The 13,910-nt window shown below is 36.5% G+C and carries 12 protein-coding genes; 6 read left to right on the top strand and 6 right to left on the bottom strand.

Annotated features, from left to right (window positions below):
- Nucleotides 1-5 precede the first annotated feature (5 nt).
- Entirely contained in the window at nt 6-338 is a 333-nt protein-coding gene (locus tag ACZBKJ_RS00170) for a YbaB/EbfC family nucleoid-associated protein (protein ID WP_463198868.1), read from the bottom strand.
- A gap of 183 nt (nt 339-521) precedes the next feature.
- Here ACZBKJ_RS00170 and ACZBKJ_RS00165 point away from each other — a divergent pair, with 183 nt between their 5' ends.
- The 4 genes from ACZBKJ_RS00165 to hpt all read left to right on the top strand — a co-directional run bounded on the left by ACZBKJ_RS00165 (nt 522) and on the right by hpt (nt 6,368).
- A complete protein-coding gene (locus ACZBKJ_RS00165) occupies nt 522-1,805 on the top strand; it encodes an FAD-dependent monooxygenase (protein WP_463198867.1) in 1,284 nt (427 codons plus the stop codon).
- Between the two features lie 51 nt (nt 1,806-1,856).
- A complete protein-coding gene (gene rlmKL / locus ACZBKJ_RS00160; protein ID WP_463198866.1) occupies nt 1,857-4,616 on the top strand; it encodes a bifunctional 23S rRNA (guanine(2069)-N(7))-methyltransferase RlmK/23S rRNA (guanine(2445)-N(2))-methyltransferase RlmL in 2,760 nt (919 codons plus the stop codon).
- A 234-nt stretch (nt 4,617-4,850) separates the two neighbouring features.
- Complete coding sequence (gene ttcA / locus ACZBKJ_RS00155; RefSeq protein ID WP_463199044.1) at nt 4,851-5,780, top strand: tRNA 2-thiocytidine(32) synthetase TtcA; 930 nt, start codon at nt 4,851-4,853, stop codon at nt 5,778-5,780.
- Between the two features lie 57 nt (nt 5,781-5,837).
- Complete coding sequence (hpt, locus tag ACZBKJ_RS00150; protein ID WP_463198865.1) at nt 5,838-6,368, top strand: hypoxanthine phosphoribosyltransferase; 531 nt, start codon at nt 5,838-5,840, stop codon at nt 6,366-6,368.
- Nucleotides 6,369-6,533: 165 nt separating this feature from the next.
- On the opposite strand, the gene ACZBKJ_RS00145 is transcribed toward hpt, so the two are convergent.
- The 5 genes from ACZBKJ_RS00145 to ACZBKJ_RS00125 form a co-directional block, all read right to left on the bottom strand.
- Complete coding sequence (locus ACZBKJ_RS00145) at nt 6,534-6,848, bottom strand: 2Fe-2S iron-sulfur cluster-binding protein (protein WP_463198864.1); 315 nt, start codon at nt 6,846-6,848, stop codon at nt 6,534-6,536.
- 85 nt (nt 6,849-6,933) lie between these two features.
- Nucleotides 6,934-8,031 (bottom strand): class Ia ribonucleoside-diphosphate reductase subunit beta, encoded by a 1,098-nt coding sequence (gene nrdB, locus ACZBKJ_RS00140; protein WP_463198863.1) that lies wholly within the window; start codon nt 8,029-8,031, stop codon nt 6,934-6,936.
- A gap of 111 nt (nt 8,032-8,142) precedes the next feature.
- Nucleotides 8,143-9,171 (bottom strand): ribonuclease Z, encoded by a 1,029-nt coding sequence (locus ACZBKJ_RS00135; protein WP_463198862.1) that lies wholly within the window; start codon nt 9,169-9,171, stop codon nt 8,143-8,145.
- 67 nt (nt 9,172-9,238) lie between these two features.
- Nucleotides 9,239-10,531: an adenylosuccinate synthase gene (locus ACZBKJ_RS00130; RefSeq protein ID WP_463198861.1), complete on the bottom strand. Its 1,293-nt coding sequence runs from the start codon at nt 10,529-10,531 to the stop codon at nt 9,239-9,241.
- 94 nt (nt 10,532-10,625) lie between these two features.
- A complete protein-coding gene (locus ACZBKJ_RS00125) occupies nt 10,626-11,852 on the bottom strand; it encodes an ATP phosphoribosyltransferase regulatory subunit (RefSeq protein ID WP_463198860.1) in 1,227 nt (408 codons plus the stop codon).
- A 311-nt stretch (nt 11,853-12,163) separates the two neighbouring features.
- Here ACZBKJ_RS00125 and ACZBKJ_RS00120 point away from each other — a divergent pair, with 311 nt between their 5' ends.
- Together ACZBKJ_RS00120 and ACZBKJ_RS00115 are read left to right on the top strand one after the other, a co-directional pair.
- Nucleotides 12,164-13,384, top strand: a complete 1,221-nt coding sequence (locus tag ACZBKJ_RS00120) for a magnesium and cobalt transport protein CorA (protein ID WP_463198859.1) — start codon at nt 12,164-12,166, stop codon at nt 13,382-13,384.
- Between the two features lie 173 nt (nt 13,385-13,557).
- A complete protein-coding gene (locus ACZBKJ_RS00115; protein ID WP_463198858.1) occupies nt 13,558-13,905 on the top strand; it encodes a PilZ domain-containing protein in 348 nt (115 codons plus the stop codon).
- Nucleotides 13,906-13,910 lie beyond the last annotated feature (5 nt).

The following is a 13,910-nucleotide window of genomic DNA, read 5'->3' as shown; positions in this document are numbered from 1 at the left end:
TAAAATCAGCCAAATAGCCCTTGCATGCCTTTGGGTAGACCCATCCCAGCGGTTGCACCAGCCATAACTTCCTCAGACAGCGCATCCGCTTGGCGCACCGCATCGTTAACAGCTGCAGCAACTAAATCTTCAATCATATCGGGCTCATCACCTAATAAACTTGGGTCAATAGACAAACGTTTTACTACATGGCGTCCCGTCATGGTAACTTTAACCAATCCATTACCTGCCTCACCATGGACTTCTTTATTAGCAAGATTTTTTTTGGCAGTTTCAACATTTTGTTCCACTTGTTTTTGCATAGCTTGGGCTTGTTGCATCAGTGCTTGAATATTCATAAATTTCACCTTTAATAACAAATAATAAAATAGTTCTTAAAAAGACAAATATTATAACAAAAATCATTCAAAAATATATTTATTTTAAGCGGTTGTTTTAATAGCATGAGTGCATTTTTCAAGCACTTTGTAAATTTGCTATAATGAGCAATTTATTTATGCCAACAAACAAGAGTTTTTATCATGCCCAACCATCTTAAACCCAGCAATCAAAACCATGTCATTATCATTGGTGGTGGTCACGTGGGTTTATCTTTTGCTTTACTACTTGCTCATCAAGGAATTTTTAGCACATTAATTGAAACTGCAAAATATCCTGACATTTCACCCGATAAAGACATTCAACGTATTCATTATTTGGACAGTCGCAATACGGCTTTATCCAGACGCACTGTACAAATTTATACACAAATTGGGCTTTGGCAACAGCTACAAAGTCGTGCTTGTCGTATTGATGGGGTGAGTATCAGTGAGCTTAACTGTTTTGGGCGCGCAATGCTAAATAAAGAGCAAGAAAACGTTGAAAGTTTTGGATACGTGATGGAAAATGCCTGGCTTGGACGTAAACTCTTAGAAGCAGTTAAGGCAAGTGATTTTATCACATTATTGGACAACACCAATGTAGTGGATATTAGACAATGCGACGCAGGTGTAACCGTTACAGCGCATAAGAAGGATGATGAGCAGCTAACGTTATTAGTAGAAGCGCCTTTAGCAGTGGCATGTGATGGGCAAAATTCACCCATGCGACATATTTTAGCTGTTAAAACAGATACTTATGATTATCAACAAGTTGGGATTGTGGGTGTAGTGCAGACAGATAAACCACATAATCATATTGCAATTGAGCGCTTTAGTCAAGTAGGACCATTGGCATTATTGCCATTAACAGACATCATACCTACAGATGATCAGCCTCAAACAACACAAGGTTATCGACGTTCTGTGGTGTTTATTTGTCCAAAAGGTGAAGAAGAGCGATATTTAACCGATGATGAATATTTTTTAAACACATTACAAACCGTTTTTGGGCAAGAGGCAGGTCAGTTTTTACAAGCAGGCAGACGTGGCGCTTACCCTCTTATGAAGGTTTTAGCAAAACGTCAAGTAATTGGTCGCTGTGTTTTGATGGGAAATGCTGCGCACACCTTGCATCCTGTAGCAGGTCAAGGTTTTAATTTATGCTTAAGAGATGCTTATGCGCTAGCAAACATGCTTGGAGATATTTTAAAACAAGCCGAAAAAGGCGAGTTTGATTTTGGTGGTCATGCAAAATTATTTCAATACGAAATGGCGCGCCAAAAAGACCAAAAGCGTGTGATTCGTTTTTGTGATTTTGTAGTAAAGAGTTTTACTCATAAAAATTCTGCGGTAAAATTTGCCAGAAATGCAGGATTGATTATTTTTGACAAAATACCAGGTATTAAACCTTTAGTTGCCAGTTATGCTATGGGTTTGAAATCTTAACGACAATGGAAAATTATGGTACAATAAACAGTTTTTCGTACTGAGCTTACCATGAATTTTTCCCGTCGCCCTTTTGCTGATTTTAATCTGGACGCTTTTTCTCTGGTCATCACATGTGCTGATGGGCTTGAAAATGCATTGCTTACTGAACTGACAAGTTTTAATTTAATAGGTAAAATTCATAAAACAGGACGTGTACACACTACTGTATCTTTGGTTCAGTTTTATCATCTTTGCCTATATAGTCGCGTAGCAAGTCGTTTGCTACTGCCCATTGGTGAGTACCCATTTAAGCAAAAATGCGAAACAGTTACCCAAGTGACCACTGACAAAATGGGTAAAAAAATCACTCGTACCTTACAAACTCAAAGCATTGATGAAGATATTCCTGAAACTTTATATCGTTTTACTAGTTTATTTGATTGGCAGGATGTGTTTGGAGTAGAACAAACATTTGCTATTCGGCTGGTAACTGACAAACGCCTAAATGTCAATCAACAATTTGCCACCTTACGAATCAAAGATGCCATCGTCGACAGTTTCAACACAAAACTCGGTAAACGGCCTGATGTTGATGCAAAAAACCCTGATTGTCATATTTTTGCCAGCGCCAATCCTCAATCTTTTGAACTATTTTTAGATTTATCAGGCACAAGTCTACATAAACGTGGCTACCGAGTGGTCAATACTCAAGCACCCTTAAAGGAAAATTTAGCGGCAGCCTTGTTGTACGAATGCAATTGGCATCAAGGCGAATTTGATGCACTGATTGACCCGATGTGCGGCTCAGGAACGCTGATTACCGAAGCGCTATTGATGCGTACCAATTATCCTGTGGGGCTTGAAAAATCCATCAAAAATTCCAATAGTGCCTTCGGTTTTTACGCGTGGAAATGGCATAACCAAACACTTTGGCAAGATTTAAGCTCAAAAGCATTGGATGATTTTCATCAAAATTTAAACAAATTTACCCAAAATCCAATTACCGTATTTGCTTTAGATGCCGATTCAAAAGCAGTACAAGCGTGCCATAAAAATTTAGCCGCATCAGGGCTTATGCCAATTTTAAATTTTGTGCATGTTAAACATCAATCATTAAGTCAATTTAAGCCACTGTTAGCAAATTTATCCGCTAAAAATCCACTGATTATTACCAATCCACCCTATGGAGAACGTCTGGGCGTTCAAGATTTTATCAAGCCTTTATATCAGGGGCTTGGGCTGGCGGTTTATGATGGTTTACGCGCTGCAAATATCAAACATGGTACTTTAGCAGTTTTAGCCAGTGATATTGAACACGCTGACACACTGCCAATTCAGCACCCTACCACCTTAAAATGTCATAATGGGGCACTGACGGTTTATTTTCGATATGGCAGCATTCAATTAGATAGACCCAATCATTTGATTGAAACCTTTGAGAAAAAAACCATTATCCAAGATGACTATCAAGAATTCATCAATCGTTTACAAAAAAACCTTATTCATCTAAAAAAACTTGCCAAGAAAAATCAAGTTACCAATCTTAGAATTTACGATGCAGATTTGCCTAACTACAATGCAGCCATCGATTTGTATGGTGATCAAGTGCATGTTCAAGAATACGCGCCGCCAAAACAAATTTCTCCAGAAATTGCCAAAACTCGTTTTAATCAAATGTTAGCAGCACTAAGGGAAGTGCTGGATGTTTCTCGTGACAGTATTTTTATTAAAACTCGTGCCAAACAATCAGGAAATGACCAATACCATAAACAAAACAGTGAACATACCAAGCCCAAAAAAATGAATATCGTTCAAGAAAATGGGGCGTATTTTTATGTTAATTTTACCGATTATTTAGATACAGGGTTATTTTTGGATCACCGCAACATGCGCACAATAGTTGCCCAAAATAGCCGAAATAAACGGGTACTCAATTTATTTGCTTATACCTGCAGTGCCAGCGTTCATGCAGCGGTTGCAGGAGCAAAATCTGTGGTTAGCGTCGATTTATCTGCAAATTACCTGACTTGGGGGCAGCAAAATTTTGCTTTAAATGGATTGGTTTTAGATGCAAAAGATGAGCACGAACAAGAAAAATATCAGTTTATTGCCGAAGATACATTTGAGTGGATAAAAAATAATACCGCTCAATTTGATGTGATTTTTATTGACCCACCAACCTTTTCAAATTCTAAAAAATTTAAAGGCACTTTTGATGTACAAAGAGACCATGCAGCATTAATTAGCCGAGCAATGAATCGACTCGCGCCTGATGGTGTATTATATTTTAGTAATAATTTTACTAAATTTAATTTATCTGAAGAGTTATATCAAAGATACGATATTGAAAACATCACCAACAAAACAATTGGTTTTGATTTTAATATTAAAAAACCAATTCATCACAGTTTTAAGATTTGTCATAAAAATAAACAAATGACTTTTAATGAAACCGGTTCGCTAAATGGTTATCTTGCACACAATACAAAAAACCCCAATCACAATAAAACAAATAGCAAAGCAAATGGGGAAAAATTTCAAAAACATAAAGAGTTAAAAAAACAAACATACGATAAGAAATTTTCTAAAAAATCCAGAGATAGAAAAGACAACAGACAAAATTTTATAAAAAATTTAGATAAAAAATCTGAAATTAAAAAGCCTACCATCAAAACCCATTATGAAAAAATTGATGGAAAAATGATTCAAACCGCAGCTTATATTGAAGATAACAAAGATACAACCCAGCAATCTACCAATCCTAGATATCAGGTTAAAAAGACATTGGATAAAGCATTTTTAGAGCAATTTAAAAACAAAAAAATTTAATTTGCAATATAGTCATCTAAAATAATTTATCCATTTAATATTAAAAAAATCACAAACAGAGTGTAAGTTGTTATGCAGCAAAAAAATCAAGATGTCATAAATTTAAAAGCACATAATCCAGAAATAGATAATCAAGATAATTTGGATAATCAAGAGATTATTCAGGCTTTAACTCAAAAAAATTCAAATGAGTATTTAGAAGATGACGATGACGTTTATCCATTCGATGAACACATTACATCAGCTCGTTTTAAAAAACTACAAAAGAAAATTAGAAAAGAGGTTTCTTGGGCAATTCGCGACTTTAATATGATTGAAGATGGCGATATTATTATGGTATGTATTTCAGGGGGTAAAGACAGTTTTACGCTACTGGATATTTTGCTGTTTTTAAAACGCATTGCTCCAATTAATTTTGATGTGGTGGCAGTAAATTTAGACCAAAAACAGCCCAATTTTCCAGAACATGTTTTGCCTGAATATCTTTCCAAACAAGGCATTGCTCATTATATTTTAGAAAAAGACACCTACAGTATTGTTAAATCGGTTGTTCCTGAAGGTAAAACTTACTGTTCAGCGTGTTCAAGACTGCGTCGCGGCTCATTGTACGGTTTTGCCAAACAGATTGGGGCAACCAAAATTGCTTTAGGGCATCATCGTGATGATATTTTAGCAACTTTCTTTTTAAATTTATTTCATGGCGGTTCTTTAAAAGCCATGCCCCCCAAATTACTATCCGATGACAAGCAAAATATCTTGATTCGTCCTTTGGCATACGTTGCAGAAAAAGACATTATTAAATACGCCAATTATAAAAAATTCCCCATTATTCCTTGTGGGCTTTGCGGCAGTCAAGAAAACCTACAACGCGCCATGATTAATGACATGTTAAGACAATGGGATGACGCGCACCCAAAACGTTTAGCCAGCATGTTTAAAGCCTTGCAAAATGTTGCACCAAGCCAACTTGCTGACAGACAATTATTTGATTTTGAAAATTTGTCCACAGAACGCACTGATGACTTACGTGTGTTTGAGGGTGATAATATTCAAGTCGGTCAAACAAAAATGCTTCAGGAAATGGGACTGCCAGTCAATCCAGAAGTGCAAACCTTTAATCCTAAATTTAACAAAATCCCTGTAATTAACCCCATTATTGATTAATATTGATATAAGAAGTATTCTGGTTAATTCAAAACAATTAAACTTAAGGTTACATTTATGAATGATGTAAAAATGAATGTCATGATTTCTGAAGCACAAATTGCTGAAAAAGTTGCCCAGCTGGGTAAGGAAATCAGTGAATATTACTCTAAAAGTGATAAACCATTAATATTGGTTGGACTGCTTCGTGGTTCGGTCTTATTTATGGCAGACTTATGTCGTCAAATTACCAAACCTCATGAATTGGATTTTATGACTGCATCGAGTTATGCCAAAGGCACAGTATCTAGTGGCGATGTCAAAATTTTAAAAGATTTAGATGGCAATATTGCAGGTAAAGATGTACTTGTTGTAGAAGATATTATTGATTCTGGTCGTACTTTATCCAAAGTTTTAGAAATTCTAGAAACTCGCAATCCTAACTCCATTGAACTATGCACTTTTGTTAGCAAACCATCACGACGCGAGATTGACTTACCTGTAAAATTTTTAGGCTTTGAAGTTCCTGATAAATTTATTGTCGGCTACGGTTTGGACTATGAACAAAAATATCGCCATTTACCCTTTATTGGCGAAATTGGGTTGTAATATTTAATCGCTGTTTGATATACGGCTTAAATCAAACATCCAATAAAAAAAACGCAAAACTAAAAGCAGTTCAAATAAACCAAATGATGATTTTTTCAAATTACCTTATTGGTGTTGAGCTGTTTTTTAGTATTCTCATATTCACCAAAGCACGTTTACTAAAATTTAGTGTTTGATGATTTGATAAATATGCACACTATCTAAATTTAAATGATTTGGTTTTTTATCATAACTGACTTGCAGCGCACCACTTGCCAAACAACAACATGCCAACACTTCGTCCTCCTCCAACATAACCAAAGGCGGATATTTTTGGTGGATTTCGCCTGACATGTGCTTAATCTTTATCCGGCATGCCCCACAATACCCCTGTTGACACTCAAAACGCACATCACGGTGATGAGTACGCAGCATACCATCCAATAATGTTTCGTCTTGATGCAAATAAAATCGCATCTCATCTGTAAATACCCAGCTCATCAGTTTGCTTATTTTATCTTATTGACTTTATTTTGTTTTTTTATTGACTGATTTGAATTTGATTTGAGTATCAAATTTACATTAATTACAATTCAAAACCACCCAAGTCCATCTCGCCTAAATCACTGTCAATTTGACCCACCAAATAAGTTGTGATTTCGGTTTCTTGGGGGGCAACTTGCACATTATCGCTTGATAGCCAAGCATTAATCCAAGGAATTGGATTGGATTTGGTAGCAAAAATTGCAGGCAACCCAATTGCTGTCATGCGAATGTTGGTAATATACTCAACATATTGACATAAAATATCTTTATTTAAGCCAATAATTGAACCATCTTTAAATAAATAACCCGCCCAATCTTTTTCTTGGTCAGCCGCAACTTTAAAAATTTCAATAGCTTGATTAGTGCATTCTTTGGCAATTTCCACCATTTCAGGGTCATCTTTACCTTGCTGCATTAAATTAATGATGTGCTGCGTGCCATTTAAATGCAAAGCTTCATCACGAGCAATCATTTTAATAATTTTAGCATTGCCTTCCATAACCTTATTCTCAGCAAACGCAAATGAGCAAGCAAACGACACATAAAAACGAATTGCCTCCAATACATTGACGGCTACAAGGCATAAATACAGTTTTTTCTTTAACTCTCTTAAGTCGCCTTGACCCGTTAAGTTATATAACTGACTGGCTTCATACAAATCATCATAATACACAGCAATATCTTTAGCGCGAGCTAGAATATGACTATTATCCATAATATCTTCAAAGACAACACTAGGGTCGCTCACAATATTTCGGATGATATGCGTATAGCTTCTACTGTGAATGGTTTCACTAAATGACCAAGTTTCAATCCAAGTCTCAAGTTCAGGCAATGATACAATTGGCAGCAAAACGGCATTTGGACTTCTACCTTGAATGCTATCAAGCAAAGTTTGATATTTTAAATTGCTTAAAAAAATATGTTGAGCAGGAGCAGAAAGTTCAGCAAAATCAATTCTATCTTTAGAAACATCAATTTCTTCGGGTCGCCAAAAAAAAGATAATTGCTTTTCGATGAGCTGTTCAAATACCGAATGTCTTTGTTGGTCATAACGCGAGACATTGACGGGCTGACCAAAAAACATGGGTTCTTTTAAAGGGTCATTTTTAGTGCGCGGAAAGATAGAATATTGCATAATATGCCTATAAATTAATCAATTTTACACCGGTTTTGGTAGTAAATTATAGCATGATTGCTTATAAAAATTTTGACTGTGATAAAGAATTTCAAGATTTATTAATGATTATCATTCGTCAATAATAATTTGCTGTAAATCTTGTGCCAAAAATAACTTGTTTTGATAAAATTTCTGAGCCTCTTTTCTGATATGAGCCATATTTAACGAATCTGATGTTTCATCATCAAAGCTAGCAAAGCGTGCACTAAAATGCGTTAAAATCAGATTTTGAAGATTTATTTTTTGCGCAAATATCGCGACTTTTTCAGCACTACTGTGTTTAGGGTTAAAACCACCTTGGTCGGCAGGTTTGTTTAAAATTTTTTGTAAAATTTCTTGAGTATATGTGGCTTCATGAACAAGAGCTATTGCATTTTGTAAAATTGGCGCTAATATTTCTGGCGTATCATTATCGCCTGCAATCACAATTTTTATGCTTTTTTGTTGATGATTGATAAATTCTCTAGGAATTAATATCTTACCATCAATGTTTATTGGCAATGATTTATCTTGAGCTTTAAGAATGGTACTCCAATGTTTATTATTAATTTGCCAAGCGGTTAATTTATCTATTTTAAGTTTGTCTTTGGATAAATTTTGAATAATTGAAAAGGCATAACAAGGGCAGCGGTGAGAGGTTCTACTAATTTCGAACGCTAAATTTGGTAAACCCTCTAATTGCAAATTGGCGATTTCTAAATCATCGGTTAAAATATCTTCAATTGCAAGAAATATAATAGGATAATTTACGTACAATTCAGTCAGTTCATAAAACGCTGATAATAACTTTTGTATGGCTTTTGGCGCAACGATATATAGTGGGGTTTTGCGATTATGCAAACCTAAACTTGCCAAAAGCCCAAAAAGCCCATAGCAATGGTCGCCATGAATGTGAGTAATCAAAATTGCTGACAAACGATTTGGAGAAAGTTTAGTTTTTAGTAACTGGTGTTGAGTGCCCTCTCCGCAATCAATTAAAAACCATGGAGGATTTTTGGCGTGCAAATCATCACCAAGACACTCAAGCGCAATGCCCGATACATTGCGGCTTTTGGTGGGCATACCACTGGAAGTACCTAAAAAAGTCAAACGAAACATATTATTATCAATTTTATATAGTTAAAAAAAGCACACCCGTTAAGTGTGCTTTTGCATCTAGCAGCACTTAGATGTCGTAAGGGTCTCTTAACACGATGGTTTCTTTGCGGTCAGCACCTGTTGAAATAATATCCACAGGACAACCCACCAACTCTTCAATACGTTTAATGTAAATCTGAGCATTTTTTGGCAAATCTTCAAATTGAGTGACGCCAACAGTAGACTCACTCCAACCCTCTAATGTTTCATAAATTGGGGTGATTTTTTGATAACTTTCAGCATCATAAGCCCCAATGGCTTTATTAACATCTTGATAGTCATAATCAATGGCAATTTTAATTTCTTTTAAACCATCAAGCACATCAAGTTTAGTTAAACAAATGCCTGTCATAGAGTTTAATGTAACCGCCCTTCTAAGGCTGACCGCATCAAACCAACCACAACGTCTAGCACGCCCTGTTGTTGCCCCAAATTCATGACCTACAGTCGCAAGATGATTGCCAATATCGTCAAATAATTCAGTTGGAAAAGGTCCAGAACCTACTCGGGTAGTATAGGCTTTGGTGATGCCTAACACATAATCAAAATACAAAGGACCAAGTCCGGTTCCCGTTGCTACCCCGCCTGCGGTAGTATTTGAACTAGTTACAAAAGGATAAGTACCATGGTCAATATCCAAAAGCGTACCTTGAGCACCTTCAAACATCAGATTCTCACCTGCCAGACGGCGTTGATTTAGCTCTTCAGTAACATCAACAACCATTTCTTTTAGTTCATTTGCCCAAAGTTGGCACAAAGCAAGAGTCTCATCATAATCAATCGCAGGTACTTTGTAGTAATGAGTTAATTGGAAGTTATGATATTCTAATAGCGCTGACAATTTTTGGGGCAAATCGCTACGGAATAAATCCACAACTTTTAAAGCACGACGAGCAACTTTATCTTCATAAGCTGGTCCAATGCCACGCCCAGTGGTACCAATTTTAGCATTTCCTCTTTTAGCTTCACGAGCCTGGTCTAATGCTACATGATACGGCATAATCAGCGGACAAGCTGGTGAAATGCGCAATCTTTGGCGAACTGGCACACCCTTATCCGTCAATTTTTGCATTTCTATTAACAAAGCATCTGGGGCAAGCACCACACCATTACCAATAAAGCATGTTGCGCCATCACGTAAAATACCCGATGGAATCAAATGCAAAACCGTTTTTTCACCACCAACCACTAAAGTATGCCCAGCATTATGACCACCCTGATAACGTGCCACTGCTGATGCTTTTTCGGTCAACAAATCAACGATTTTACCTTTGCCTTCATCACCCCATTGACTACCCAGCACAACAACATTTTTACCCATAAACGCTCTCTTAACAATAATAATTAAATTGATTTAAGTAATTAAATTGATTTTGTTGCTATAATTTAGCAAATCTTTCGTGTATTAAGACAGTTTAGTCATCACCCAGCAAACTTACCAACCACTGCTTTTGCTCTTTATCAAAATACAAAACGCCATCAATTAAATCAGGCTTATCTTCTTTAGATAAAGGTTTAATAACAATACAGCCCTCATCTTGTAGATTTTTAATTTGCTGGTCTAAATCTTGAATGCATGCTTGAGTTTTATTCTGCATATCTGCAAAATCCACCCAAATTACAGTATCTTCTTGCAATTCTACAAAATCAAGTAAGCGATTGATATCCATACTAAATCCAGTAGCTTGGCGTGTATCGCTAGCGCAAAAACGCCCGCCACTAACCAATGCTTGGGTTTGTATGTTTTGAGACGTTTGAGTGTTTAAATAAATATTAAACACAAGTCCTGTATGATAATGATAACCTGACAATTCTGCTACATCCACACTGACAGTCATGCCTTTTTTCTTAGCGTGACGGGCAAGGGTTTGGATTTCATAACACGCTTTTTGAATTTGTTGGTCATTTTTGGCAACGTCTGATAATTTGTTTAACAGATTATCAGCTGATGGCAAGCTTGTTCCATCAAAAATATGCGTAACTAAAGTTAAAAAATCGACCCCACCCGTCAGGTTTTGACAAAAATCTGTCAATTCAGGCAGTGATTTTTTATTATAAAGCAGCATCAGTTGATTAACATCTGCCACGTCCATCGCATGAATTTGGCATAGACGCTTAAAAATTGCCACATGACCAATATCAATGTGTAAATCTTCACCACTAATTGCAATTTCAGCAAATAGTGACGCAATTAAATCAATCAAAGACAGTTCACTGGCTGCATCTAAAACATCTTCTACACCAAAAATTTCCGCCCCAAGTTGCATTGGAGTGCGCAAACCAAATAAACCAGTTGGCAAAGTTTTTACCACCTGACCAACATAACAATAGCGACTAATCTTATGCCCATGCTGAGCATCAATGCGGGTAATTTGTGGGGTAATATCAGCACGCACACCCATCGTTCGACCATTCAGTTGGTCAATAATTTTAAAAGTTTGTCGGCGCAAATCTTCATCGGTTTGAGCAAATAAGGTTTGAGTGTATTCAATGAGTGGCGGCGACACCAAACGAAAACCGTGGGCAGTCAAAACAAACAATAAAGCATCGCGTAAACTTTCCTGTTTTTGAGCATCAACAAACAAAATGTCCGCTACGCCATCAGGCAACAACCAGTCGTGATTGGTGGTGGAAATAGACACAAAAACTGTTCCTAAACTTATCTAAATGCTAAACTAAAAAAGCCGTTCCTATTTGGCTTTTTACTTAGTTTATCACAGAAAAAACAAAATGGGGTAGATTTGGCTTAGATTTTTTAGTTTGTGAATTAAACCATAAATAAGTTGATGATAATATCTGTTCAAACAATAATAAAAGGATGGGTTTTTAGAGATTTATGATGATTTATCATATTTATTGCTGAAATTATTTGTTTTTGTTATAATGATTGGCTTTTTTAGCTATTTAACAACAATTCTTTTTTTAAATCTCTTGAACAGTTAAGGGGTGCGTGATGCCTGACAAGCTAAAAACCGAACTCGCCGACGAACACACCACTAATTTGGCATATCAAAACGACGACCCTGACCAAAAAGAATATTCTGAAGATTTAGCACCACCTGACACCCAAGATAGTTATATTTATGGCGATGCCGATGCAACCGAAGAAGATACTTTGGAAACCATGACGGTTTACGACCCTGATGGCGAGCGCTTTGAAGAACTTGAAGACAACCCTAGCCCTGATGAAAGCATTGTATGTTACTCTTATTCTCGAAAAACAGGTCAGCCAATTGAAACCTTGGCAATTGATGAAGTAAGCCGAACTTTAACCAATAGCAATCAGTTTATTTGGCTTGGACTATATAATCCTAGTTATGAAACGGTCAAAGAAGTTCAGGATGCTTTTGATTTGCATGAACTTGCCTTAGAAGATGCTTTTGCCGACCACCAGCGCCCCAAAGTGGAAAGTTATGGCAATGATACAATTTTTGTGGTAGTGCGTACTGCCAAATTAGAAGACAACCAAATTCGCTATGGTACAACCGCTATCTTTATGGGAAAAAATTTTATTATCAGCATTCGCCGTGGCGCATCAAACTCTTATACCCCCGTACGCGAACATTGTCATCGTCGCCCCGAAAAACTGAGACTCGGCCCAATTTTTGTACTGCACGCTATTTTAGACTTTACGGTGGATAATTATTTGCCAATTACTGACCGTTTGGGCAATTATTTACGTGAACAAGAACGCAATATTTTTTCTTATGAATTTAGTAAATCCACCCTAAAAAGTTTATACGAACTTAAATCTCAGTTAGTACACATGCGAGCGGTTATTTTGCCAGTGCAAGATGTCTGTAATTTTTTTATCAATCATAAAAAAAATGAGTTGTTATCGGCTTTTCCCGCTGCTGCCAAACCTTATTTTCGAGATGTCAATGACCATCTTTTACGCTCCATTGATGCGGTCAATGGTCTAAATGAGATGTTATCGGTGGCGATGGATACTTATATGGCAATTGTTACCATGGGACAAAACGACGTTGTACGAAAACTGGCGGCATGGGCAGGGATTGCAGCGGTACCAACGGCGGTTGCAGGGATTTATGGCATGAACTTTAAATTTATGCCTGAATTAGACTGGCAATACGGCTATTTTATGGTGCTGTTTTCTGTATTTGCAGTTTGTTTTTATTTGCATTGGAAATTTAAAAAAGCGGGTTGGTTGTAATTTAGATGAATTTTTAACCTGTTAAATCAACCAATCAGCTTTTATTTAGTTTTTACGCATAGAACTTATGCTACAATGATAGCTAACCTATCATCATTTGATGGTAGATATTTTAGCATCATGTTTAAGATAATGTTTATCACATCAAGCATTAAAAAGATTTAAGGATTATCATGGCAATGCCGATTCGTGGTGGTATCATCACTTGTAACATTCCTGATTTAGAAACGCTGTATCGCAGTTATTTAGTGTTTATTAACAATGGCGGGCTTTTTGTGCCAAGCGCTCGAAATCATCAAATTGGTGAAGAGGTATTTGTTGCTTTTACCTTACCAGGCTCTAGTGAACGCTATCCTTTAAATGGTAAAATTATTTGGTTAAATGCCAAAGGCACAACCACCAAACCTTCTGGGTTTGGCATTCAATTTGGTAATGATATTAACAGCCAAAAGCTTAAAAACGAAGTCGAGCGTTTACTTGCTGGCACTAGCGAATCTGATAAATCAACATTTACCATGTAATTTTA

The organism is Moraxella sp. I5G (genome assembly GCF_055193055.1).
This window is presented reverse-complemented; position numbering and strand designations above follow the sequence as displayed.

Excerpts from the sequence above, each read along its gene's own strand:
- ACZBKJ_RS00170 (WP_463198868.1), bottom strand. The coding sequence starts at position 338 with ATGAATATTCAAGCACTGATGCAACAAGCCCAAGCTATGCAAAAACAA.
- ACZBKJ_RS00165 (WP_463198867.1), top strand. The coding sequence starts at position 522 with ATGCCCAACCATCTTAAACCCAGCAATCAAAACCATGTCATTATCATT.
- rlmKL (WP_463198866.1), top strand. The coding sequence starts at position 1,857 with ATGAATTTTTCCCGTCGCCCTTTTGCTGATTTTAATCTGGACGCTTTT.
- hpt (WP_463198865.1), top strand. The coding sequence starts at position 5,838 with ATGAATGATGTAAAAATGAATGTCATGATTTCTGAAGCACAAATTGCT.
- ACZBKJ_RS00145 (WP_463198864.1), bottom strand. The coding sequence starts at position 6,848 with ATGAGCTGGGTATTTACAGATGAGATGCGATTTTATTTGCATCAAGAC.
- nrdB (WP_463198863.1), bottom strand. The coding sequence starts at position 8,031 with ATGCAATATTCTATCTTTCCGCGCACTAAAAATGACCCTTTAAAAGAA.
- ACZBKJ_RS00135 (WP_463198862.1), bottom strand. The coding sequence starts at position 9,171 with ATGTTTCGTTTGACTTTTTTAGGTACTTCCAGTGGTATGCCCACCAAA.
- ACZBKJ_RS00130 (WP_463198861.1), bottom strand. The coding sequence starts at position 10,531 with ATGGGTAAAAATGTTGTTGTGCTGGGTAGTCAATGGGGTGATGAAGGC.
- ACZBKJ_RS00120 (WP_463198859.1), top strand. The coding sequence starts at position 12,164 with ATGCCTGACAAGCTAAAAACCGAACTCGCCGACGAACACACCACTAAT.
- ACZBKJ_RS00115 (WP_463198858.1), top strand. The coding sequence starts at position 13,558 with ATGGCAATGCCGATTCGTGGTGGTATCATCACTTGTAACATTCCTGAT.